At 39.6% G+C, this 25883-nt stretch carries 21 protein-coding genes; 19 read left to right on the top strand and 2 right to left on the bottom strand.

The features are described 5' to 3' along the window. On the top strand, positions 1–780 hold a 780-nt coding region (locus A5882_RS00380; RefSeq protein ID WP_217808276.1), incomplete at its 5' end, for an LPXTG cell wall anchor domain-containing protein. Between the two features lie 135 nt (positions 781–915). Here A5882_RS00380 and secA2 read toward each other — a convergent pair. Together secA2 and A5882_RS00370 are read right to left on the bottom strand one after the other, a co-directional pair. Next, positions 916–3285 (bottom strand): accessory Sec system translocase SecA2, encoded by a 2370-nt coding sequence (secA2, locus tag A5882_RS00375; RefSeq protein WP_034872020.1) that lies wholly within the window; start codon positions 3283–3285, stop codon positions 916–918. Between the two features lie 46 nt (positions 3286–3331). Further along, positions 3332–3727, bottom strand: a complete 396-nt coding sequence (locus A5882_RS00370; protein WP_223347115.1) for a hypothetical protein — start codon at positions 3725–3727, stop codon at positions 3332–3334. Positions 3728–4050: 323 nt separating this feature from the next. Here A5882_RS00370 and A5882_RS00365 point away from each other — a divergent pair, with 323 nt between their 5' ends. The 18 genes from A5882_RS00365 to rnr all read left to right on the top strand — a co-directional run bounded on the left by A5882_RS00365 (position 4051) and on the right by rnr (position 25881). Further along, positions 4051–5268 (top strand): preprotein translocase subunit SecY, encoded by a 1218-nt coding sequence (locus A5882_RS00365; RefSeq protein WP_034872023.1) that lies wholly within the window; start codon positions 4051–4053, stop codon positions 5266–5268. Between the two features lie 21 nt (positions 5269–5289). Next, positions 5290–6891, top strand: a complete 1602-nt coding sequence (asp1, locus tag A5882_RS00360) for an accessory Sec system protein Asp1 (RefSeq protein ID WP_244732298.1) — start codon at positions 5290–5292, stop codon at positions 6889–6891. Beyond that, a complete protein-coding gene (gene asp2 / locus A5882_RS00355; RefSeq protein WP_061053140.1) occupies positions 6881–8464 on the top strand; it encodes an accessory Sec system protein Asp2 in 1584 nt (527 codons plus the stop codon). The genes asp1 and asp2 overlap by 11 nt, the downstream gene beginning before the upstream one ends. A 15-nt stretch (positions 8465–8479) precedes the next feature. Then, entirely contained in the window at positions 8480–9385 is a 906-nt protein-coding gene (gene asp3 / locus A5882_RS00350) for an accessory Sec system protein Asp3 (protein ID WP_254908451.1), read from the top strand. A 16-nt stretch (positions 9386–9401) separates the two neighbouring features. Then, entirely contained in the window at positions 9402–10841 is a 1440-nt protein-coding gene (locus A5882_RS00345; protein ID WP_016612576.1) for a glycosyltransferase, read from the top strand. After that, on the top strand, positions 10831–11679 hold the full coding sequence (locus A5882_RS00340) for a hypothetical protein (RefSeq protein ID WP_086372295.1): 849 nt from the start codon (positions 10831–10833) through the stop codon (positions 11677–11679). The genes A5882_RS00345 and A5882_RS00340 overlap by 11 nt, the downstream gene beginning before the upstream one ends. Before the next feature lie 7 nt (positions 11680–11686). Continuing rightward, complete coding sequence (locus A5882_RS00335) at positions 11687–12244, top strand: hypothetical protein (protein ID WP_061053136.1); 558 nt, start codon at positions 11687–11689, stop codon at positions 12242–12244. 49 nt (positions 12245–12293) lie between these two features. Further along, positions 12294–12485, top strand: a complete 192-nt coding sequence (locus tag A5882_RS00330) for a hypothetical protein (protein WP_077452924.1) — start codon at positions 12294–12296, stop codon at positions 12483–12485. Between the two features lie 45 nt (positions 12486–12530). Continuing rightward, positions 12531–13517, top strand: coding sequence for a helix-turn-helix transcriptional regulator (locus tag A5882_RS00325; RefSeq protein ID WP_086372294.1), 987 nt, complete (start codon positions 12531–12533; stop codon positions 13515–13517). Beyond that, entirely contained in the window at positions 13514–14530 is a 1017-nt protein-coding gene (locus A5882_RS00320) for a sugar transferase (RefSeq protein ID WP_016612581.1), read from the top strand. The genes A5882_RS00325 and A5882_RS00320 overlap by 4 nt, the downstream gene beginning before the upstream one ends. Next, positions 14527–14910, top strand: coding sequence for a hypothetical protein (locus tag A5882_RS00315; RefSeq protein WP_016612582.1), 384 nt, complete (start codon positions 14527–14529; stop codon positions 14908–14910). The genes A5882_RS00320 and A5882_RS00315 overlap by 4 nt, the downstream gene beginning before the upstream one ends. Positions 14911–14981: 71 nt before the next feature. Then, positions 14982–16319: a hypothetical protein gene (locus A5882_RS00310; protein WP_254908450.1), complete on the top strand. Its 1338-nt coding sequence runs from the start codon at positions 14982–14984 to the stop codon at positions 16317–16319. A 662-nt stretch (positions 16320–16981) separates the two neighbouring features. Continuing rightward, positions 16982–20857: a Cna B-type domain-containing protein gene (locus tag A5882_RS00305; RefSeq protein WP_086372292.1), complete on the top strand. Its 3876-nt coding sequence runs from the start codon at positions 16982–16984 to the stop codon at positions 20855–20857. 144 nt (positions 20858–21001) lie between these two features. Continuing rightward, positions 21002–21958 (top strand): alpha/beta hydrolase, encoded by a 957-nt coding sequence (locus A5882_RS00300; protein ID WP_005234368.1) that lies wholly within the window; start codon positions 21002–21004, stop codon positions 21956–21958. 17 nt (positions 21959–21975) lie between these two features. After that, a complete protein-coding gene (locus tag A5882_RS00295; protein WP_005234370.1) occupies positions 21976–22248 on the top strand; it encodes a GNAT family N-acetyltransferase in 273 nt (90 codons plus the stop codon). Positions 22249–22404: 156 nt separating this feature from the next. Further along, positions 22405–22641, top strand: coding sequence for a preprotein translocase subunit SecG (secG, locus tag A5882_RS00290; protein WP_005228700.1), 237 nt, complete (start codon positions 22405–22407; stop codon positions 22639–22641). A gap of 123 nt (positions 22642–22764) precedes the next feature. Beyond that, a complete protein-coding gene (locus A5882_RS00285) occupies positions 22765–23517 on the top strand; it encodes a carboxylesterase (protein ID WP_005234371.1) in 753 nt (250 codons plus the stop codon). Between the two features lie 3 nt (positions 23518–23520). Continuing rightward, positions 23521–25881: a ribonuclease R gene (gene rnr, locus A5882_RS00280; RefSeq protein WP_086372291.1), complete on the top strand. Its 2361-nt coding sequence runs from the start codon at positions 23521–23523 to the stop codon at positions 25879–25881. Positions 25882–25883: the final 2 nt, after the last annotated feature.

The raw sequence follows: 25883 nt of genomic DNA, 5'->3' as shown, positions 1-25883 counted from the left end.
AGTGAACGTGGTTCAATGTCTGATAGTGCAAGTGTAAGTGATTCGACTTCAGCAAGCGAAAGCCTAAGTGTGAGTGAATCAGCAAGCGAAAGCACCAGCATCAGCGATAGTGAACGTGATTCAATGTCAAATAGTGCAAGTGTAAGTGATTCGACTTCTATCAGTGACAGTACAAGTGTAAGTGAATCTGCAAGCGAAAGCACCAGCATCAGTGATAGTGAACGTGATTCAGTATCACTTAGCGCCGAATCAAGTGATTCAGGGTCAACAAGCGACAGTCTGAGTGCTAGCAACTCGGCTAGTCAGAGTGAAAGCTTTAGTGCCTCTGATCGAGATTCAGTCTCCATGAGCGCTAGTGAATCAATCAGCGATAGTACCAGCGTGAGTGACTCTGCTTCGCTAAGCACAAGTACAAGTGATATCAACTCTGATATCGTCAGTGAATATCACAGTAATAGCTTGTCTGAGAGTCTATCAGAGCTGCAATCACAATCAACTAGCCAAGATCATTCACTTTCGGCAAGTGAGTCTAACAGCGGCTCTACTTCAACACCATCAAGTTCTGATCAGAACAATGGAGTAAATGGAAATACAATAACGCCAATTGGCAACACAGAAGTAGGGAGTCATACGACCGGTGCAACTGGTTCTACTCTTCCTAAGACTGGCGAATCTGATGCAAGTGGTATTCAAATGTCTCTTGCTGGAATTGCCACGCTGTTAGCTGCTATTGCTTTAATGAAAAAGAAAAAAGATGAAGCAAAGCGTGAAACAGAGTAACTCGTTAGTTTTGTTTTGTGAAGAGCTAGGATAAATTTCCTAGCTCTTCTAAAATGATAAAAATACTTCTATTAAATAAAAAAGCATCACAGTTAGGCAAACTAACTGTGATGCTTTTTTATTGGCTATGGTTGGCTATGGAAATTCAACATCGAATGAACCATCTTCTGTTTTTACCAACTCGGATAATAATAAATTTCTGACTGCTTCTAGATAAATGGCTTCACGCATTTCAGTAAAAGAACGATGTGCTTCTACTTGAAATTCATAGATGGGGCGATGTTGTCCCCAGTTTCGCCCATTGATGACTGTTTTCAATTGTTGCAGGTTGTCTGATTGTTCGATCCAAAGAGTATCTAAGGCTTTTAAAAGAATGATTCGCTTGAAAAACAGTTGTTGGAAACTATCTGGCATAAATTGTTGAATGTGAATCAAACGCTCTGAAATCAGATCCAATAAAAATTTTTTGACCGTTCGCTTATTAAATTTATCTAGTTTCTCGATTTCAAAAACATCAAAATTATAGTCCAAATTATTAAAGATAAAATCAAGGATCGCTTGTTGATTTAGGTTCTCTTTTTTAGTGGTGAATTGATTGATTGTTTCTTCTATGCATTGATTAATGATGTTTTCTAACTCGACAGGGGTACCTTTCATAATGCTGTTTCTCATGCTGTACATTTTGTCTCTTTGAATGGTAATAATTGAGTCAAATTCTAGCGTCGTTTGACGTCCGGCAATTTCTTGATTTTTGCGATTGCTTTGTGACTGATTGATTAGTTTATTGTATTTTTTCTTTTTTAAGGGCGTGAGATCACTGGATAATTCTTCTTGTTCAGTTAATAATTCTCGTTCGTCGGCGGCCCATTTGGGTGCACTTTCAACCACGATTTTGTCTTCCATAGATACATAGAAAATACTGTCACCCGGATCTCCTTGACGTCCAGAGCGGCCCCGAAGCTGATTGTCAATTCGGTCACTGGTCATCCGCTCAGTTCCTACTACTAATAGACCACCATTTTCCCGTGCGTCTTCTTCCAGTTTAATATCTGTACCACGCCCAGCCATTGAAGTAGCCACAGTTACGGCACCTTTTTTACCAGCTTCTGAGATGATCCAGGATTCCTTGGTCGCTGTTGTAGCGTTTAAAAGATTATGAGGGATTCGATGCTTTAAGAGAATCAGGGAGTATAACGTCGACATTGAGACTGATCCTGTCTCAATCAATACGGGGCGTTCTTGCGTCAAAGCATTTCTTACTGCTTCTAAAGAAGCCATGATTTTCGACTGATTGGTCACATAGACCAGATCCTGATGATCTTTTCGGCGAATGGGTTTATTTGTCGGAATTTCGATTACGTCAATATCATACGTTTCTCGAAATTCGTCGGCGTCTGTTTTGGCAGTACCAGTCATTCCGGACAAAATTTTAAATTTTCGGAATAGGTTTTGGTAGGTAATGGAGCCCATGGAGCGGCTCTCTGTAGTAATCTCTACGCCTTCTTTCGCTTCGATTGCTTGATGAAGGCCAGCTTGTAGTTTTGTTCCAATCAGTTTACGTCCATTTGCTTCATCAAGCAAAAGAATCTCGTTGTCCTCCACAACATAGTCTTTGTTTAAGTGTAAGAGATAATTGGCCCGTAAGGCAATGACTAAATGACGGTAAAGACTTTTCCATTTTTCTGAAAGAATAGTTTCAATACCTAAGTAGTCTTCGGCTTTTTTTATGCCTGCTTCTGTAAACCAAGCGTGACGTTTGTTTTCACTTCTCATAAAGTCTTTACCTTCAATCAAGCTTTTCACAAACCAATCAGATAGCGTAAAAAAATTTGACTGAACTTTGGGTGCTCCTGAAATGATCAATGGCGTTTGCGCCATATCAAGTAATATTGCATCGATTTCATCTATCAGTACATAATTGAAGTGGGTGACATATTGTTCGTCTGGAGAAACAGCCAAGTTGTCAAATAAATAGTCAAAGCCCAGTGCGCTATGCGTCGTATAGACGATGTCTGCTGCATAGACCACCTCTTTATCGATTTCTTCTCCTTCATCTTCATGTTCAGGAACACCTGCAGCCACGGATAGTCCTAGAAAACGATAGACTTTTCCCGTTTCTTCAATATCTCGCAAGGCTAAATACGTATTAGAAGTAATCAAGAAATTGCCTTTGCCTCCCAGACCATGTAAATACATCGGCATGGTTGCGGTTAATGTTTTTCCTTCTCCGGTTTTCATTTCAGCAACATTGCCGTAAAAAAGAGCAATTGCGCCAAGAATTTGAACAAAATAAGGCTCCATTCCCAAGACACGACGGTCTGCTTCGACAACGACAGCATAGGCTTGCGGGAGTAAACTCTCCAGTTTTTTGCCCTGTTCGAGTTGTTGTCGAAAATGAATGGTTTGCATTTGCAATTCTTGATCTGATAATTGCCGATAGTTTTCTGCAAGACTTTGAACTTTTCTCGCCAACCGAATATACTTGCGAAACTTTTTATCTTTCATTTTTTTGTTCCTCCTTTCAAAAACTGATATTGCTTGTGGCTTAAGCTTAATCAGCAATGCTTTCTAATTTAGCACGAATCATGACGTCGTCTAGGTCAAAAAGATATTCCCTCATCAAATCATTGGCTTCTAAAAAAAAGACGATCTTTCCCTTCTGAGTAACTAGTTTCATCTTTCTTGATGCAATAAGTGGTTCTTCGTTTTGATCCAGCAGCGCTTCACCAGAACTTGTTACGAAGTGAAGTGAAAACGTATAGGTTTTGGTGCTATCCATATTATAGTAGGGAAATTCACCGTGATAGATGGACTCTTGATCAACTGCTTCCAAAGAGTCATCAGTCCGCAAAACGACAGCTTTTAGGTTTAACTTAGGCGTCGGTTCATTGTCAGGGACCCTAGATTCTGTAGTCGGTGTTTCGTTGACTGTTAAATTTTCTTTCAAAAAAAAGATACCTCCTAAGAGCAAAACGAGAGGTATGATGACTTCAATTAGTTTTTTAATAGTAAAGACCTTCTTTTGGGGGCTATTTCTCAGGAAATTCTCCCTTTTTTTCTTTTCCAATCCTTGTATTTCTCTGATGACCATTTAAAGTGAGTAGTTTTTACTTATTTGAATTTAAAACGATGATACCACAATGACCAACCTCACCTTTTCCTTTTTTTTTTTTATTTCAACAAAAAACAAGTACAAAAGGCAATTTTAAACCTGTTACTATTTTGTTAAACCTTGCAGATTAAAAAAAAGTAAGAAAATTGGAGATGAAAATGAAGAATCAAAAAGAACTCATTCGAAGAATAATCGCGAGCTTTTTCCTTTTGTTCATTGTTGAGATAGGTAAGCATATCCAGGTTCCTTTTTTTATTTCAGAAAAGATACCAGAGGAATCAACTAGTTTGATTCTGAAATTTTTAGCGACATCAACCGGTGGGAATTTTACTGTTCCAACGCTTTTTTCTTTAGGGATGGGCCCGTATATGACTGCCCTGATCATCTGGACAACGATCAGCATGATTGATACAGAAAGTATCGGAAATCTTTCCACCAAACGAATTGGGTATATTCAACGCAGTTTGACTCTTTTATTTGCTATCCTTCAAAGTTGCGCACTGGTTTTAAAATTTCGTTCCTCAATGATTGATCAAAAAGCAATTGGAGGCTCTATTGTCCTGTTGTTTTTAGGAGCAGTTCTTCTTTTGACGGCTGGGGGATTGTTCGTTGCATGGCTAGCTGATATCAACATTGATAAAGGAATTGGAGGTCAAAGTCTGTTTATTGTTCCAGGTTTACTGATGAATATCCCAGCTATGTTAATTTCGGGACAAACAGAATCCGTTCATTTAAGTCAAAACTTTATTATCGGGTTAGTTATGGTGACCTTAGTTTTTATTTATCTCACACTCTTCCTTTACAATGCAGAATACCGTATCAATATTGAACGGACAGGTATCGACAGTCGCTTTAACAATTCGTATATTCCTATTCGACTTTTACCTGCCGGGGCAATGCCTTTCATGTTTGCAGTAACCGTCTTTTCAATGCCACAGCTTTTACTATTGAACGAAAAGTGGGGAGACACAGGCTTTTCAAATTTTATTACGACTTACTTTTCCTTTAATAATGTGCGGGGTATTTTCACTTATGGTCTGATTCTCTATGTTTTAGGTTACGGATTTAGTTTTATAAATGTTCGACCATACGATATAGCCAAAAATCTAAAAGAGACGGGAGATTACATTTTAAATGTTGCTCCTGGCAAACAGACAGAGCGATATATATTGAAGCGTTTATCAACCGTTGCATTACTTGGCAACAGTTATCTTGTGATCGTTTCAATGATTCCCTTGTTGATTGGATTGCAAAATCAAATCATTTCCAACTTAGCTTTTTATTTCGGAAGTATTTTTATGTTGATCATCATTTTAGAAACTATCACAAATGAAATACGGTTCCTCTTTTCCAGACATACTTACCGGATTTTTTAGAGGATGTTAGGAGGCAATTTTTTGAATTATTTTATCCCTGATTGGACGACCAGTAGTGGCAATTTAGAAAGTGATTATATGATGAATATCATTCAGCTTTTCAAGAACAATCGAGAACCGTATCACTTATTGTTATTGGAGCATATACCGTTTTTACGTTATCAGATGCATGCATATGAATTAGAAGTAGCGCAAATGACTTCGCTTTATGATCGCTTGCAAGACATTCAAAAAACCAATGGATTTCCCTTAGATGTCGATGACTTGCCTCTTGCTCAGAATGTTGAGAAGGTCTATACACCTTTTGGAATCACGCTGATTAAGGAAAATCAACCATTTGGTGAAATTCGGTTCAATTCATTTGGTTTTGCAGAACAGATGTCTATAATGACGGAACCTTATCGACAAATCCTCTTTTTCGATGATCGGGGATTTATTTCTGCAAAATCGTTCCAGAATGACAAAGGGGAACAAGTAAAGAAGATTTATTATAACGAATCGGGAATGGAAAAATGTGTGGAATACTTTGGAGAAAATCCACACGTTGAGCTGGTAAATCCTCGGAAAAGTGGACTAAAGAAAAGTCAGTATCGAAGCATGGATGAACTTCTTTTAGAGATGATAAATCAATTTCAACTGAACCTTGAGCCAGAAGATCAAATCCTCTGTTTGACAAATGAGCGAAGTCTACGATTGGTCAAAACGAACGAGGAACGAAAAAGAGTGATCCAGATCGTTTCTGATGCCCACAGACTTTCAACTTGTGCATCAGATGAAAAATCAGCATTATGGGCTGGCGAAAATAAAATCATTACGGATTCGACTAGTAATCAAACAGCGCTTTTCTCTTTAATGAAACAGTCCGGTGTCAATGACCTATCTCGGATACAACGCATCCCTATTTACACAACTTCTTTTCAGCTGGGCAATAGCAACTCCATTCCCCAGCTGGTTCTTTATTGGAACGCCGGTGAGCTTAACGAAGACGTTCGGAGAATCCATCATCTATTACTGCAAAAAGTTATTCAGAATGATCGTTATGACTTAATTATCGAAACGACGACATTCCAAAGCGAAGTCGTTTTACGAGAAGCACAAAAAGAACTGGTTGATACTCACTTCGGTGTCGATAGTGAATCTGAGGAGTATCAAAAGGTATTAAAGTATTTCGAAGCAAAAAAGGCGAAAAAGTTATTTAAAACGGATGAAGAGGCGATTGAAGAGATCCGAGAAAGCAAAAATTGGCGAAATCTAGTAGAGGCAGTTGATGTCAATTTTAGGATTCACTTTCGTTTGGATTCTCATCTCACCACGATTCGTCAGGATTTCAATGAGACACGATTGTATATTGATTTGTCTGCTGAAGTTGATGTCCAGAAACAAGCACTAGCTGTTAGTGCAGGGATTCCTCAGCTTGTTAGGAAGAAAACCGATTATGTGGATGACCAAAAGAATGGGCAAATCATTGGTCAAATTAGAGAATTAGATGCAGCAATCGCTTTTTACCTGGACGATTTAAATAATTGGAACCAAGCATTGGTGGAAAATATTAGTTATATTGAGCGTTTTAGTGAGGAAAATATTATTAAACAATGGAGGGAGTTGCTAGAGGGTGTCGTCTAAACAGATTCAGGTATTTCATGTTGCAGCTGTTTCTTCTGAGGGGCAAAAGCAGCTTTCTCCTTTGTTTGCCTATCAGTGGCTTCCGTTGGCCTATGATTTCAGAAAAGATGAGCAGGAGCTACAGCTGTTTAAGAAAGATAAATATAATACCAAATACCATCGGGCAATTTTTCTTCTAGAGGAAAATGCCGCGATTCTTGAAAATTTGGAATTTTTAAAACAATTGCCAGCCTACCAAATATTTTACGAAGAAAATGGGCAGCTATCTCCAGAAGTTCAAGCGCTATTCACATTAAAAGCAGCGAATCCTTTTGATAAAAAGCAGCTAGAAAATGTTTTTCGTACGATCAATGAGCAATTCTCAGCAAAGCAACAAGGATATAAGCTATCTATGGATCACATGAAATTTAATAAAACTGTCCCGTTGCAGATCGTTAAAGAAGGACATGCAGCCTGTCAGGTAAAGGCACAACTGACATCAGACGATCAGCAAATAACTACTTGGAAAATGACTAACCTGATACCTAAAAACGAACGCACCTGTTTTTATCCGGAGATCGCAGATGTTCAAGGAGAAGTGACATTAAAAATCAAACTCTTTTTCATTAAAGAAAACACGAATCAAGTCATCCAAGTGATTGAGGTCCTTCACGATCAAATCATAAATGGGGAGCCGGTTTACTTCAAATTAGATCAAAATTCATACATCAATGTTTCATTGTATGCCAAAGGAAATCGAGGGCAATTTACGATCGGGCAGATGCACCTGCGAAGAGCAATGGCAGATGAAAGTGTCATGATTCCAGGAGGCGGACGGATTCGGGATGAAGAGAATCTGGGGGGAGAAGTGATCTATTACTTTAATCCGGGAGATTTAAAACCTCCATTAGCGGTTTATTTTTCTGGCTATCGTTCAGCGGAAGGATTTGAAGGCCGTGGGATGATGGGAAGTATGGGCTGTCCGTTTCTGCTGATTGGTGACCCTCGTTTAGAAGGTGGGAATTTCTATCTAGGCAGCCAGAAATTCGAACAAGAAATCGTAGCTATCATCTTAGGGAAACTAGCACTGCTAGGATTTGAAAAGTCAGATCTCATTTTATCCGGATTGTCGATGGGCACGTTTGGGGCGCTGTATTTTGCTAGCGATTTAAGCCCAAACAGTGTCATCGTGGGAAAACCGTTGACGAATCTTGGTTCCATTGCTCTAAATGAACGCATCAATCGACCAACTGGATTTCCAACCTCATTGGATATGCTGCTTTACAATATTGGGGTTGTTTCAAAAGAAGCGAGCAGTCAATTGAATGAACGGTTCTGGAGCAAATTCAAAAGTGGCGATTATCGGGAGACAACCTTTGCGATCGCCTATATGAAACAAGACGATTACGACATGGAGGCATTTCCAATGTTGTTTGAATTTTTAAAAAATAATTTCCCCATGACTCGTGTTCTGTATAAAGGCATGATCGGCCGACATAACGATAATAGTCCTGCCATCAATAATTGGTTTTTGAAACAATACAAAAATATTCTCGTGCATACATTTCACCGCGATATCAAGAAAATATTATAGGGAATGAGGGAGTCGATGAATAGTTTATATCGTATCAAGTGGGGGATCGACTTTAATGACAATTATAATTATGGCGCAAAAATAGCTTATATGCCCTCTGGGGATGTCTTGTACTCTTCTCCTTTGATGCCTCCAGGCGTCAGTATTAAATCTTGGTATTCGAAAACAGAATTTCATATTAGTCGGAAATCACCAATGCTACCAATGTTACTGCCTGGATACAAGTACGAGTTAACACTTCATGCTGCATTCGATCGTAAGGAAGCAGTACAGCTATTGGTGGAATTTTTTGATAAGGATGGGTTTCTCCTTGAAAAACTAGTCTTCGAAACAAACCAAGAATGTTTTCTCTTTCCGCAAGGTGCCACTGATTATCAGATTCATATGGTAAACAAAAAGCATCAAGAGATTCATTTTAAGGAATTGGTTTTATCCACTAAGGAGAATCAAGCATTTGAAGTGGTTCCTATAAATGCAACCACTGGAGCAAACCAAGGCTTGAACATAGCAACCAGCGTTGTTGCGGTTACACCGTTGGTTGAGAAACATGCTGCATTATCGGTCGTATTTGAAAAACAGAACAGCTATGTCAAAGAATATTCACTTTCAGATTTTGAAGCAGGATTGTTTGTTGAACCGGATACTAAGGCTGCATCATCGTATTTGGAAGTATTGCTTGAACAAATCTATCAGCGAAGCGACAGTCCCGAAAAAATCAACCTTAAAATGGGACAAAATTTTTCTTTGCTGGAGTCTTGTTACCACGAAGATTTTTCTGTATTAGCTTTATTATTTGCAAAGCCAAATAAAGAAGCCGAAGCACCCGAGCTTATGGATCGTCTGCAAAAAAAGATCGCACTTAATCAAAGGGCACTAAAAGTTTTAGAGAATGTAAAAGAAAACAGGAAAAAATCAACCTAATAAAGAGGGGGACATCATGAATTTTTTTGTAAATAAAGCAATGGGGATTGGTAATTCTGGTGTGGAACATGCACAGTTCTATCGTGCTGCTTGTTTTGATAGAAAAAATATTCCCTATAAGTATATTTTTATGGAGCTAGTGAAGAATCTCCATGAAGCCATGGCGGCTTGGAAAATACCAGATGATAAAGTCATCTCCATGTGGGAATATTTTGCACTAGAAGGTGATTATTTAAGGCAAGGGGCTAAAGCAGTTTTTACTGCACAACAAGATCTCTTAGTAGATGCTACGAACACACATAGAATCAAAGAAACCATCACGTCATCAGGATTAAAAATCGTTGAGCATATGGAAAAATCTCCTAGTCCAAAAAAGGAAGGCTTACTGCTAGTTTCGGATTATCGGGTAGAGATTTTTGACTATCGAACGAATCAAAGAAAAATCATGTACAGTTATCGAAATGATTCGCATCGAGGAAGAGTAATGACGAATATTCATTTGTTTGCTTTCAAAGGCAAACATCGTTTCTTTAGAAATGAAGTCTTATTGCAGCGATTTTTCTTTAAACAACTGATAGAAGAATTCCCAGAAACCAAAAGTATCATCATTGATCGGGGGGAGGAAAGCGAGGCTGCTTTATATGATCATTGTCCTCCGGAAATCAAATTGATTGAGATCGTTCATGCCGATCATTTATCTGATCGTGACGTAGCTAGCGCACCTCTTTGGAACAATTACTATGAATTTGCTTTGACGCATTTGGAACAAGTCGCTCATATCGTTGTTGCGACAGAATTGCAAAGGCAAGATTTGTTGATCGATTTCCCAAACGAGTCCAAAAAAATTGTGACGATCCCGGTGGGAGGGATTCGCGATGTGACAGAAGATTCATTTGAATTAGGCAAACAACAGGCAGAAAAGTTTGTGACAGTCTCTCGTTTGGCATCCGAAAAGCACATTGATCTTGTGATGCGGGCAATTGCTGCAGCAAAAAAAGAACATCCAACGATCTCTTTAGACATCTATGGTCAAGGGGGAGAAGAAGGTAAGTTAAAAGCAGTGATCAAGGAGTTGAATGCAGAAGAGTACATTCGGTTAAAAGGGCATTCTCATGCAATTAATGAAGTATATCCTGATTATGATGCATTTATCTCTGGTTCTTTTTCAGAAGGTTTCGGATTGACTTATATTGAAGCTTTAAATGCAGGATTGCCAATTGTAACCTTCAAGGCTCGTTTTGGGGCCATGGAGTTGATCAAAGAAGGAGTCAATGGTTATTTGAAAGATTTTTCTAGAACTGATGAAGCTTATACTATTCAGCAACTAACAGATGGCATTCGTCAGTTGACTGCTTCTGATCTGAACCAACTTAAAGCCAATACCCGCAAGTCTGTACGAATGTTTCAAGACGCGATAATTGCAGAGAAATGGAGTGAGTTGATCGATGCATTATGAATTAGTCACCGTGATCCGACCAAATGACCGAATTTGGATGGCACAAAAATCACGAATCAAAGAAGGAAGTCAAGTGTTGTCCATCTCACCGAGTCCAAATTTTCAAGCGATGCTCCAAAAAGAAGCATTGCAGGGAATAAATATTTTAGATCAAGTGACACAGCGCAGTCACGATCCAGAAGCCTTTCTGTTTTTTAACCAAGTACCAACAGCTTACTCTACAGAAGTTTATATGAACGAGGACCGGACCATTTCCTTGATCACTGATGGAGATGAAGTAGGTAAAGTGAGCTTGTATCCTATGACTAGAAGACATGTCAAAGAAGTTCGCTACTTTTATCCTGATGGCACGACAGATTTCATTGAAGAATATGCCGCAGATGGGAAATTATTCTCAACTATTTATTACTGCAATGACCAGGTTCAAGAGATTGCTTTTTTCAATGATCAGCAACAAAGTATTCTGAATTACTATTTTTATCAAGGCACCATCAATTTAGTCACGATTCGTGATACAGAAACATTCAAGGTAACTCAAAAATTTAACACAACACTTGATTTCATTCGTGATCAGTTAGCTTTTCGGTTAACAGAAAATGATACAGTGGGCATTTCATATATGGGGTTAGAATTATTTTCTCTAGCAAAATCCAACTCGACAAATACACTTTATCTGGAAGAATCGCCGCTTGATGGCAAAGGGAATATCAAAGGGAACTTAATGAGTATTTTAGATGACCGCGTTCCTTATATTCATAAGGTAGAAGTCGATCAAAAGAATTATCAGTTGTTGGCAAACAAAAATGTATGCATGGACAAAGTTGTGTTGAAAGGATGAAGACAAAATGAAAAAAATGAAAACCACTGAATTGTATGAGCAAATTATGTTGTTAATAAAAGAGAACAGCGGGTCCATGCTCACTTTTGAGAAGGAACAAGAGGAAGCAAAGAAACTTTTTGCTCATCAAAACGCATTGATTGATCAGCTGATTCAAATCAATCAAGAAATGAAAGCAATGATGAACAAGTCAGAAAACGATATCGATCTAAATGTGATCCAAACATTAAAAAAACAATTCAATGCATCTTTTGAGCAGCAACAGGAGGAGCAAAATAAATTACAAATGATTTATGAGAAGCTCTTTTCTGCTTATGAGGTTGAAAAGCAAATGCTTCGAACCTATTTTTTGAATGAAACCGAGCAGATCATTGATCGGTTAACCTCAACCGTCGAAAGACAAGATAACGATGTGAATCAATTGAGTCAAGAGCTGATTGATGAGCTTCGGGCAGTGGAAGTAGCAGAGGTAGTGAATGAGATAGCTACAAACGAAAATGAACCAGTAGAAAATGTTTCAGAACTGAGTGAATCACTACAACTGGCAGACGATCAGAACCAGTAGATAAACCAGTTTTCTTCATAGTTGTTTGCCGAAAATAAACTGGGAAGAGGTGATTTCGTTGGCGAATAATCAGCTAGAAAAAACGATTCAAGCGGGATTTCAAGAAGAACGAGAAAACGTAAGAAATCACTCAGAAGAAAAGAAAAAGGGCAAAGCGATCACCATCGTCCTTTCCTTAGTTATGTCGATCGTGATCCTTGGATCGTTGGTTTATTCTTTATTGGAAGCATTACAGAAGTAAGAATAAAAATAGGTCCTGCATTTTAGAAAAAAGGATTTGAAAAATATGGAAACTAGATTACTAAGCGTTTGTCGATTAATTAGCACGATCAACCCAGACTTAAAGATACCTGATACATCAGTCGTTGCTGTCAATATTGATCGCGAGAAATTAGAAGAGATACGCAAATGTAAAGGACTATCTGTGAAATCTTTTGAAAGAAAGATTGGGTTATCTCGCTCACGGTACTATAGATGGGTACAATATGAGATCGATTTGCCCTTCGAATTGGTTGTTGGCATCAAGAAAATGTTGAGCATTTCAGATACCGAATTGCTAGACATGTTTGCAATGTCAACAGATGAACAACTTCATCTATTGAGTGTATTGATTTATAGCTCTTTATCAACGAAAGAGGACATGTTTGTTACCTTTATGAAAGTTAGAAAAGAGTTAGAAAAGTTTCGCCCCTCAACTGAGGATAATACGATATTTAAACTCATGTTGGCCTATTCTGACCTCGTATTTGGTTGTATGAACCAGAAAGTCCCGGATACAAGTTTAGAAATGCTTGAAACATTTTTTCTGGGAACTGATTTTTATACATTATTTGACAGCCTTTTATATTTAGCTACATTACGCATCAAACAGCGCTATGGCTTGCACGCTTCATCTTTAGAAAAACAAATTTTTTTGTTAGAGAGCTGCCTTTTAAAGAAAATAAATTCGACTGATTTTACGGAACTGCGGCCAGTCTTAGTAGGCGCCGTATTAGATTTATCAGAATGTTTGGTAGACATCCAACGCTGTGATGATGCGGTTCAATTACTTCAACATGCAAGTCGTTTAATGGAGGAACATTGGCATATTGATGTCTATAATCAGACAGTTCTAAAATTAGTCAAATATTTGCTGCTTACAAGGAATACTGCACAAGAAGATCCTGCTGTACAACTGTTTTCTAAAAATTTGAAGGGTGCAGAATGGTGCTTACCGAAAGATGAAGTGATGTTTGTGCGGGCAATGATGGAAAAGGAGATGGGACAAGCGTGAATCGGTGGGTGACGACGATCATTGAATCGAATGCAGCAGATTCAGTCAAAAAAGCGAAAGTAGATGTTTTTCACATTGCCAATGGGATGGATTATCAACCTTTATATATTTATCGTTATATCGATGAGAATGAAGATGATTATGCACTTATGTCAAGGATTGATGGCATTACAGCTGGTGTCGCTTATGAAGATATCGTGGTCTATCAATATCCAAGTTATAACGGAGCCCATTTTGACCGAATGTTCTTACAAAGAATGAAACAAAGAGGGATTTACACGAGTTTATTCATCCATGACGCTGAGATGTTGCGTGGGAAAGTCGATTTTGATGAATCTGCTCTTTTCAATGAAGCAACAGTATTGATCGTTCATAGCCAAGCTATGCAGACAGCCTTAGTCGAAAGAGGCGTGACACGGAGAATGATCCAAAAACCATTTTTCGACTATCAGCATCAAGATGTTAGTGTCAGTCATGAAAGACCAGAAAAACGAGTTGTCTTTGCAGGAAATTTGGCAAAAACCCGTTTTCTACAGCAGTGGCCCAATCGCACGGAAATTCTTGTATACGGCGATAAAAACGACAGTCATTTTGGTCCGAATGTTCATTATTGTGGTGTTTTTGAGCAAGAAGAATTGGTTCGTAGGATGGAGAAAAATGGTTTCGGACTTGCGTGGGATGATAAGTTGCCTGATGGTGGTGACTACCAACAATATACGAAGTATAATGCACCGCACAAAATCTCGTTGTATCTCTCGTTAGGAATCCCTGTCATTGTATGGAAAGAAGCAGCTATAGCAGAGATGGTACAGAAACTGGAACTTGGCATTACTATCAACGCAATTGAAGACATTGATCATCAATTAAGTGAGTTAACAGATGAAGAGCTGCTGCGGATAAAAAATAATGTTCTTTCATTTAGTTGTTTACTGCAATCAGGAATATTTACTAGAACGGCACTGATGGATTCAGAAGTGAAAATACTCCTAGGCAAAGGAGCAAGTCAAGCATGAAACAATCGATGAGTACAAAGAAGTTATCCGCAATCATTCAAATCAGCGAACTAGATCAGATGTTGACTGATTTGAAACAAGCGATCGAACAACGGGATAGTAAAATTGCGCGATTACAACAAATGATTTTAGAAAAACGACAGTCAGCCATTGGTTATCGCGATTTTATTGTCTTAAAGAATAGCCAAGAAGAATTGAGAGAGTTATGCAAAAAAATTGACTTGCAGCTGGTCAAAACCAATGAGCTTTTACGGCATATACGTAATACAAAAGTAATTTTCAGCGACTTGTTGCTTTTAGAAGCAGAAGTCAACGAACAAATGAGTAAAATTCAGGAACTGTCCAATGCATTCTTTATCCAAGAAGAGGCTGGAAAATAGAGGATGAAATAGCAATAGTGTTATTAGGGAAGCTGTAAGTCATGATAAATAGGGAAGTTAGGGGGATTAGTGTGAACAAAATCATTGCATTAGACATTGATGAATTTCGAGTAGGCGTTGTTGGCTACGGTTATCAAGATGTCAGAAGTTCTGTTTATTCAGAAGTCAAAAAAAATAATCTACAATATCTTTTAGGAAAGAATAATGAACCGATCTACCTAAAAAACAAAGTAGGGAAACGAATACTTCTCGGGGGCAGCGAGAAAGAAATCACTTGGGGGCTCGACAAGTTGTATAGTCGACGATCAGAAGCCTATCAAACATTTGGCAATCCGTTGGCAATCCTGGGAGACCAAAAATTTAAGACATATATCAAAACGATACTCTCTTATTTAGTAGCGAAAAGACCCTCACTTTTTACTGAAATTGCAGAGGATTACTTTAGCTGTTCATTATGCCTTGGCGTAGCAACAGAAAGTTTTGACCGGCTTGCTGACATTGAGAGACAACTGGCAGATGAATTCGAGACAGTTGTTGATGGCACGCACTATCAGATCCGCATCGAGCGAGTAAAGCTGATCCCGAAATCTCTGGGCGCAATTTTTGAAAGCAAACGAAATGATATTCATTTGATGTTAGGCGTGGAAGAAATTCTTGCTGGGTTGACCTATGTGATTGAAATCAATGATCATTCTCTCACTTGTGATAGCTACGAAAATGGGGAACTGATCAAAAGTTCAAAAGTCACAGACGGCTTGTTTGAATTGGCAGGCAACGTGGTACAAGCTTATCAAGAAAATGAGGGGAATCATCCCGCACCTATCTTTGCGCTAGATCATGGCGTCGTTTACGATATGCTTGTCACAGCTAAGAAAAACAATCCATTTGTCGTGACGATCAATGGAGGTCAGACAATAGATTTAACTGAGATCGTTAAAAAAGAGACGACTGCTTTGACAGATCAATTGATTGATTATGTAAACAGTGATCAAGATATTCAATATGCTGATACAATTCTAATCAGAGATATTCCTTCAGAAACGATCAACGAAAACACAGTAAATCAGGCACTCCACAAGATGGGGTTATCTTGTAAAGTGTTTAACAATAAAAATGCTCTTGGCGTGTATCTCTTCGGAGAGTTGTTTTGGAAAAGTCAACTGAATGCTTCGATAGATCACTTTGAGGATAACAGTCCATTTCCAATGAAGCCAGACGGTTTAGAGTCGAAAGTGAATGCAGAACCTTTACCAGTCGAGAAGTCCCTCGAATCTTCAACTAACCAAATTGATTCTGAGCTACCAGAAGCTACCAAGCAAAAGAGTCATCATAGAAGCTTATCTGTAGAAGCAATCTTTGCGGAACAGTCGGAATTGCTTGATTTCTTGATCAGCAACGACAAAGAATAGTCAATTTGGAGAAGGAAAAGTGAATTTCGAGCGGATTGCAATAACCTTTCCCTTTTTCCAATGGTCAGTCTTTTGTACTAGATCAGAACATCGGACTTTGCAATAAAGTCTTGTCGTCAATAAGGATTGATATGTTGTACAAAAATCACACTTGGGACTGAAGAATCAATTATGAGTCATCAGTCCCAAAAATGATAGAGACGTTTCTTTGTACAGTAAAAGTTAAGAGAACTTATAAATAGAGGGAAAATAACAGTAAGATTTTAAAGAATCTGCTAAAATTTTTGTAACCAAAAATGAAAATAATATGATTGTTTATGAAAATTTTCATTTTCAGTTTACAATTATTTTTTTTTGACAAGTGAAATTTTAGCGAGTAGCCAATCACTCCTGGTGTTTAAGAGTTTTCAAGGAAAGAACTTTTATCACAAACAAAAGATTCTTTCTGGATTTTGAGTATTTATCATGAAAAAAATATTCTATTGTTTTTCAAACAAAAGAAATCCTATTTCATTTTCACAAATTCCCTTGAGAGAAGGACCCATTTTTTGGCTTTTGCTCTCATTTTTCTCACAGAATCAAAATTTGGGTCATTTTGCATTTTCTCTTTTTTCCGATTAGGATAATCACCTGAGTAAAATTTGTTGTTTGGAGGAAGAGAAATGCGTACTTATGTGAAAAAAATAGCTTACCCAATGTTCATGCTGTCCTTACTTATTTTATCCTATTTGGCGCCTTTATTATCAGTCATCACAGCCAATGCGGACACCGAGGAGAATCCCAAAACAATCCTATTTCAAAACGAAAAGGGCATAGCGCAAGTGACATCATTACCAGATCCTACCACAGGGGAGATCACTTGGACGATCCAAGTAGAAAAGAATCAACAAGCAGCAAATCAACTGGCATTCAGCTTGAGTGAAGGGGAACAAAAGGTTCTGCCGAACTCGATTCAAAGCAGCGGCACGCCATTTACATATGATCCGCAAAGACAGCAGCTGATGGAAGAAACCGCTAGCAGTTCTTTTAGCCAAATGACGCTAACGTTTCAAACAAAAAGTCTTCAAACATTGACAATCAAATCCGCCTTTCTTCAAACAGATGAAAAAAATGGACAAGTGAAAGAAGACATCATCAACACAACAGATGTAGCAGTTGTTCTACCTGAAAATGAATCCACAGAAGCAACGAGTACAGAAGCCGTACTTTCTGATACTCAGGATCAAACAGAGGCTTCTGAAAAAAAGGTTGTAACAACAAGCAGCGAGTCACAACAACAAACGGCGTCAAATACTGCATCAAAAACCATAGAATCAACGCTTGATACCCAAGCAAGTGCGCCAGCAGCTTCACAACTTTCAAGTGGGGGCATTTTTAAAAATGATGTTCCTGAAGTTGATGACGCACTTCTAGGAGAAGCGCAATATTTTCATATTTTTGCTAACCATGCGACGCTAAATACACACACGAACGGAAATTTGGCCGTTGGTGAATTAAACGGAAATGTCAATTTTGGGACCAGTATTCAGGATGGTTCTTTGCCAACAGAAATCAATTATATTCAAAAGGTCAATTCCATCGCAAACTCTTCTTTTGTATCAGGAACTGATAGTAGAAAAAACAAAGTTGTTTTTGGCCCATCAGTCACAGTAGATTTAGCAGATCAAAATCAGCAACCTGCCGTTTTTGTAAATGGTCAGAGAATGGATCACTTGAAGACTTCCGAAGTTTTTCAAGATCAATCCGTGAGTGAGCCTTATATAGACTTTGAACAGGCATTTTCAACGTTACAGGCGACGTCAGAAAGACTGGGAGCTTATCCGCAGACACCCGGTGTAACCAAGGATTTCACCGATAATAATCAGCGGGTCATCAATACAGCCGATGCCGAAGATGAGACACAAGTGGTTGTTTTGACCTTGACAGACGAACAAGGAAATCCACTTGATGATGGTGTTTACGAACTTCAAAACAACAAGACGCATAAGGAAGTTGATGAAGAAGTCACAAATGATGATGGGCAGGTGATCGAAGCTGGTCTTCCAGAGGGAGAATATTCCTTTGTGGAAACGGAAGCGCCAGACGGCTATCTGATTGATAAAAAACCCATTTCTTTTTCAGAAGATACAATTGCGAAAGAAGATCAAAAGGTTGTTGTTTCTCTTTCAAAAACGGAATTAGAAAAAGATACGCCGATCACCATTAAAGGGCTAACAAGAGGAAATACGCCTGTAATCATCAATGTGGACACTGAGGGAGCCAGCACCGTTAATGTTAAGTCCCAAATCAAACTAGAATATACGGATGGTACGTCTCGTAATAGCCATGAAACAGAAGAGTTTGATGATGCTGTTATCTTATGGAATTTTGTTGGCCAATCAGAGGGCCAAACGATTTCGATTAATAGTCCATTCCAAGGAACCATCTTGGCTGTTGGTGATACAGTCGATGTCCATCAAAATGTTGACGGCAGTATCATTGCTGATACAGTGCTGGTCAACGCAGAAACCCATCGCTGGGATCTGCAAGCAAATGAAACAATCGTGCCGACTATTAAACTAGCTGCCATGAATCAATTACTTTCTTTTGATACAACGACAATCAGCGGGACCAAAACGTGGGATGATTATGACAACAAATTCAATACCCGTCCGACAAGCATTATGGTTCAATTATTGCAAAACGGTGAAGTATTCCAAACAAAAACGGTTACCCAAAGTAAAGAGGGGGACTGGCATTATGAATTTACTGATCTACCGAAAACTGACGAATCTGGTCAGACTTATGAATACACAATCCAAGAAACACCTGTTGAAGGGTATTCTACTAAAGTAAACGGTTATGACCTGGTCAACACGTACCGCAATATTGAAACGACAGACGTAGCTGGAACAAAGACATGGAAAGACTACGATAACAAATTCGAAACAAGACCAGAAAGCATCACTGTCAAGCTGATGCAAAATGATAAAGAAATCGACAAGCAAGTCGTAAAAGCAGATAACCAAGGCGACTGGACTTATCACTTCGAGAATCTGCCTAAGTATGATGAAAAAGGTCAAGCATACACCTACACGATCCAAGAAGAAAAAGTTTCAGGTTACACCACTGAAATCAACGGCTATGACCTAGTCAACACCTATCACAATACTGAAACGACAGACGTAGCTGGAACAAAGACATGGGATGACTATGGCAACAAGTTCAATACCCGCCCTGAAAGCATCACTGTCGACTTAATGCAAAACGGTAAAGAGATTGATAAACAAACCGTAAAAGCTGATAAAGAAAACAACTGGACCTATCACTTCGAGAATCTGCCTAAGTATGATGAAAAAGGTCAAGCATACACCTACACGATCCAAGAAGAAAAAGTGCCAGGTTACACCAGTGAAATCAACGGCTATGACCTAGTCAACACGTACCGCAATACTGAAACGACAGACGTAGCCGGAACAAAGACATGGAATGACTATGACAACAAATTCGAAACAAGACCAGAAAGCATCACTGTCAAGCTGATGCAAAATGATAAAGAAATCGCCAAGCTGGTCGTAAAAGCAGATAACCAAGGGAACTGGACCTATCGCTTTGAAAATTTGCCTAAGTATGATGAAAAAGGTCAAGCATACACGTACACGATCCAAGAAGAAAAAGTTTCAGGTTACACCACTGAAATCAACGGCTATGACCTAGTCAACACCTATCGCAATACTGAAACGACGGTAGTATCGGGAACGAAGACGTGGAATGACTATGGCAACAAGTTCCACACCCGTCCAGAGAGTATCACTGTGAAGCTGATGCAAAATGATAAAAAAATCGCCAAGCTGGTCGTAAAAGCAGATAACCAAGGGAACTGGACCTATCGCTTTGAAAATTTGCCTAAGTATGATGCCGAAGGAAAAGTGTACACGTACACGATCCAAGAAGAAAAAGTGCCAGGTTACACCACTAAAGTCAACGGCTATGATTTAGTAAACACGTACCATAACACCGATACAACAGACGTAGCTGGAACAAAGACATGGAAAGACTATGATAACAAGTTCAATACCCGCCCTGAAAGCATCACTGTCGAATTAATGCAAAACGGTAAAGAAATCGACAAGCAAACCGTAAAAGCAGATAAAGAAGGCAACTGGACCTATCGTTTTGAAGATCTGCCAAAATATGATGAGAAAGGTCAAGCGTACACCTATAGCATTCAAGAAGTGGCTGTCAAAGGATACAAGTCAGAAGTCCATGACTATGATTTGATCAATACTTATGTCGAACCAAAAACGCCTGAGACACCGAATGATCCTAGCGGTCCCAAAGTACCAACACCTTCTGACAAGTCTGATAAACCGAAAAAAATAGCCGGAAACGCCGAGCAAAAGCTGGATGACAAAAAGAACCAGACAGAGTCATCACAGACAGATAATGAAAAACGATTGCCAAAGACAAATGAGGAATCCTCTTATGAACTAAGTGTTCTTGGAAGTATTTTACTCACCATGATCGCCTTCCTATTCTATAAACAGAAACATATTTAACCAAACAAATCTTTGTACTGCTCCTTCGCTAGAAGTCAGTACAAAGATTTTTTCTTAAAAAAGTATAGGACTTATTTAAGACTTGCGACAAAACTTTGGCTGAAAACCGGTGTAAATGGTAAACTAAAATGAAGGGGGGATCCTATGGTTTGGCTATTGCTACTACTGCTAATTTTTATTTTTTTGGTGTACTATGTATATCGCACGTCTGTGATGAAAAAGGGCGTACGCTATTTTGTTTCGGCAATTATTATGCGTAACAATGAATGGTATGAAAAAGAAGGCAGAAAGAAACTGGGGATTCCATACAAAGAGCGGATCGCGAAAAGCAGTTCGGCTTTTTGGTCACAAGGTTCGGAATGTACGGTAACGACCACCGATGATCTGATCCTGAGAGCAGAAGTCTTTGATCAGTGTGCTAAAACGTGGGTGATCTGCTTGCATGGGTATCGCAGTGATGGGCAAGCAGACTGTCAAGATGCGGCCGAGAAATTCTGGGCTGCGGGTTACAATGTTTTAGTTCCTGATTTGCGTGGACATGGCCGTAGTGAAGGCAAAGAGATCGGCTTAGGGTGGCTAGATCGGATGGATCTGCTTTTGTGGATCGATAAGATTTTGGAAAAAGACCCACAAACCCAAATCTTCCTCTATGGTTTAGGGATGGGAGCGGCGACTTTGCTGCTGGCCAGTGGAGAAGTCATGCCGGTGCAAGTTGCGGGTTTGATCTCAGACAGCAGTTATACGTCCGTTTATAGTGCCATTCGGGCAAGTCTACCACAATTTTCTCGGTTACCCGTCAAGCGCTTTTTGCGATTAGCCAATCGTTACAGTAAACACTTAGTCGGCTACCCCTTCCTACAAATCTCAGTGACCCGACAAGTCGGCAGCAACCATTTACCTGTGCTGTTTTTACAAGGAGAAAAGGATACGTTTCTTTCTGAAAAAGAAATCAATACTTTAATGGAAGCAACGGCTGGTCCGAAACAAAAAGTCCTTTTTCCCAATATGGGACATTTACAGGCAGTTAAAGATGCCCCAGAATATTGGCCAACCGTTTTGCAATTTATTGAGAATATCAAACAAAAAACAGACATTGTCTGATAGAAAGGGCGAAAACAATGGAAATAAAAGAAGAAAACAAGCGTTTTGCTTTATATGATGGAGAAACAGAAATTGGTGAGATTACATGGCAAGAAACACCAGATGATGTACTTGAAGTTGATCACACCTTCGTCAACCCTGATTATCGTGGACAGCAATTGGCGCAAAAATTGCTCAAAGCAGTTGTTGAAAAAGCACGACGGGAAGAGAAAAAAATTATGCCTGTCTGCTCCTTTGCGGTCAAAGAGTTCAAAGAAAAACCAGAATATGATGACGTACTCGTTCGCTGATTTGAACGAAAGCGATCTATGAGAAAAAGGCTGTCAGAAAGGACAGTCTTTTTTTTAAACCGTCACGCAACGAGCAATGACAAAAAGGGAGTAGTAATTTCTAGCGAAAAATGCTAAAATAGAAAGGACGACTTTAGCAAGCAAGGAGGAGCTAACGTGTATAATATCTTATTAACTGCTGTAATTGTTATTTCGATTTTAATGGTCATTACGATCATGATGCAGCCTAGCAAGCAAAATAGTGCAGCTAGTGCCTTTACTGGCGGTGCGGATCAATTGTTTGGTAAGCAAAAAGCCCGTGGATTTGAAGCAGTGATGCAGCGCTCAACGGCCATTTTAGGTTTTGTTTGGATGGTCTTGCTCTTTATTTTGGCTTTTCTTTCATCAAACTAATCATTTTGCTAGCGAACCTCTCGTAAAGAGAGGTTTTTTTCTTTTTAAGGGTAAGATTTTGATCGCATTTGTCGAAGTATTCTTCTTAACTATGGTAGAATTGGACGTGAGGTGAAAGGAAACATGAAAACATTTAATCAACCAAAACCGGTTTTTGCTGAACACGGCAAGCGAGCAGTCATTTTGTTCCATGCCTATTCAGGTAGTCCTAACGATGTGCGTATGCTTTGTCGTTCGTTAGAACAAAAAGACTACACGGTTTATACGCCGATGTTTACTGGACATGGTACGCCCAATCCAGATGATATCTTAAATCAAGGGATGGCTGTTTGGCAGCAGGATGCTGCAGATGCAGTTACTTATGTAAGAGAAAAAGGCTATGAAGAAGTTGCCGTTCTTGGACTTTCGATGGGCGGGATTTTAGCGATGGATCGTTTGACACAAGATCCAACATTGATGGGGGGCGGACTGTTTTGTTCGCCACTATTTGAAACCAAGAATGAAGTGCCAGTCAATTTTGAAAAGTATGCTGAAATGGTCATACCCTATGCTGATTTAGACGAGGCGACCCAAAAAGAAATATTGGCAGAAGTCCCTCGTAAGGTCAGAGAGCAACTGCAAGGGATCGAAACAGTCGGACAAACCACAGCTGGGCATTTAGGGAAAATCGAGCGCCCAGTCTTTCTAGCACAAGCAGGAAAGGATCAAATGATCGATCCACAGACGGTTTTCAAAACAGCAGGGGCACTGTCCCATGTTCCCTATACGCTTCAATGGTATCCCGAAAGCGGTCATGTGGTGACCGTTGGACCAGAACGGAAAAAATTAGAGCAGGATGTGTTTGCTTTCTTAGAAACACTTGCTTGGAAAGAGTGAGTTATGACAGAAACGATTAAAACAAAAATTATTCAGTTTCTCGAAGAAAGCCGCAAAAAAAGTTTTTCAATGGAAGAAATTGCTGAAGGTCTAGGACTTCAAAAAAGTACAGACTTTAAGAATCTTGTCCAGACAGTAGCGGCGATGGAACGAGAAGGCAGCGTGATTTTTAACAAAAAAGGCAAAGTGAAATTACCCATGAAACGAGTGTTTGTGGAAGGAACCTTCCGTGCCAACGAGCGGGGCTTCGGCTTTGTCACGTTGGATGAAGAAGAAGACGATATTTATATCCCTAAAGAAGCAACAGGCTATGCCATGGACGGCGATACCGTTGCTGTGGACATCGTGCAAGTTGCGGATCCTTTCTCAGATCGTGGTGCAGAGGGGAAAGTCGTTGAGATCAAACAACGGGCCATCAGTCAGTTGGTCGGCGAGTTTACATTATTTGATGAAAAAGAGATCGAAGAGTCGGATCTATATGGCGTTGTTCAGCCTAAAGATAAAAAACTAAGTGAATTAAAGGTGTTTATTGGTGCTCAAGGGATTCGACCTGTAGATGGGAGCATTGTGATCGTTGAAATCAGCCATTACCCAGAAAAAGGTTATTCGAAAAGCTTAGAGGGGTTGATCACGAAAGTTGTAGGACATAAAAACGATCCTGGAATGGATATATTATCGATCGTCGTGGCGAACGGGATTCCAACAAAATTCGAGGAAGAAACCTTAGCAGCGGCAGATGCAGTACCAGATACGATCGATCCTGCCGACTTTCCGGAACGGCGGGATTTACGAGATCAACAGATTGTAACAATCGATGGAGCGGATGCCAAAGATTTGGATGATGCGGTGACCGTAAAAGCATTGCCTGACGGTAGCTTCTATTTGGGCGTGCATATCGCCGATGTTTCTTATTATGTGACCGAAAACAGCGCATTGGATAAAGAAGCGTTTGATCGGGGAACGAGTGTCTATCTTACGGATCGTGTGATTCCGATGATCCCACAGCGTTTATCAAACGGGATCTGTTCGTTGAATCCGAATGTCCCAAGGTTGACTATGAGCTGTGAAATGTGGATCAACCAAGAGGGGATCGTCACAGATTACAATATTTTCCAAAGTATTATTCAAACAAGTGCCCGTATGACGTATCAAGCAGTCAATCAAATCATTGAAGACAATGATCCAGAAACCACCAAAGAATATGCGGAATTAGTACCGATGTTCCATGATATGGCCGCCTTGCATCACGTGTTAGAAGCGATGCGCATCAAACGTGGGGCAGTTTCTTTTGAAGACCGAGAAGCAAAAGTCTTGGTCGATGGAGAAGGACACCCGCAAGAAATCGTTCTACGAGCACGGGGCGTCGGCGAACGATTGATCGAATCATTCATGTTGGCAGCCAATGAAACCGTGGCGCGTCATTTCAATCAGAAGCATTTACCATTTATTTACCGGATCCATGAGGAACCAAAAGAAGAGAAAATGCGCCGCTTCTTTGATTTTGCATCTGCTTTAGGGATCGTAGTCAAGCAGACCAATGGCTCGATCTCACCAAAACAATTGCAAAAAGTGGTTGAAGATGTCGCAGATAAGCCAGAGGCAATGGTTGTCAATACAATGCTGCTAAGAAGTATGCAGCAAGCGAAGTATTCAGAAGAAAACGTCGGCCACTATGGTTTGGCAGCGGAAGATTATACCCACTTCACGTCACCGATCCGTCGTTATCCCGACTTGATCGTGCATCGTTTGATTCGATCATACAGTGAAGATGTCTCTGAAGCCAACCAAAACAAATGGGCGGAAATCTTGCCTGACATCGCCATGCACAGCTCCCAAATGGAACGACGAGCAGTCGATGCAGAAAGAGAAGTCGATGCGCTTAAAAAAGCTGAGTATATGGCCGATAAAGTAGGAGAAGAGTTTGACGGTATCATCAGTTCCGTCGTTAAGTTTGGCTTGTTTATTGAATTGCCTAACACGATTGAAGGGTTGATCCATATCAATAATCTGAAGCAAGATTACTTCCATTATTTGGAAAACCATCTGGCACTTGTGGGTGAACGGACAGGCCTGACCTTTAAAATTGGTCAGAAAGTTCGCATCAAAGTCGTAAAGGCTGATCCAGAAACAAGAGAGATCGATTTCGAACTGGTAGCAGCAGAAGAAGTTGAAAAACTGCAAGCACCAAAAGCCGACAAACGTAACAACAATCAAAAAAATGAAGCTAGCCGCCGTGGAAAAAAACAACGAAACCCTGAGAAAAACCAAGGGAAACGCTTTGAGCAATCAGGCAAAGGCAAGCCGAAAAAAGCTGGCAAAGTGAAAAAGAAAAAACCTTTTTACAAAGGAATCAAGAAAAAATAATT

Origin of the sequence: Enterococcus sp. 4E1_DIV0656 (assembly GCF_002140695.1) — a bacterium.
Classification (GTDB): Bacteria; Bacillota; Bacilli; order Lactobacillales; family Enterococcaceae; genus Enterococcus_D; species Enterococcus_D entomosocium.
The sequence above is the reverse complement of the archived record's forward strand: the minus strand, read 5'-3'. Positions and strand labels throughout refer to the sequence as shown.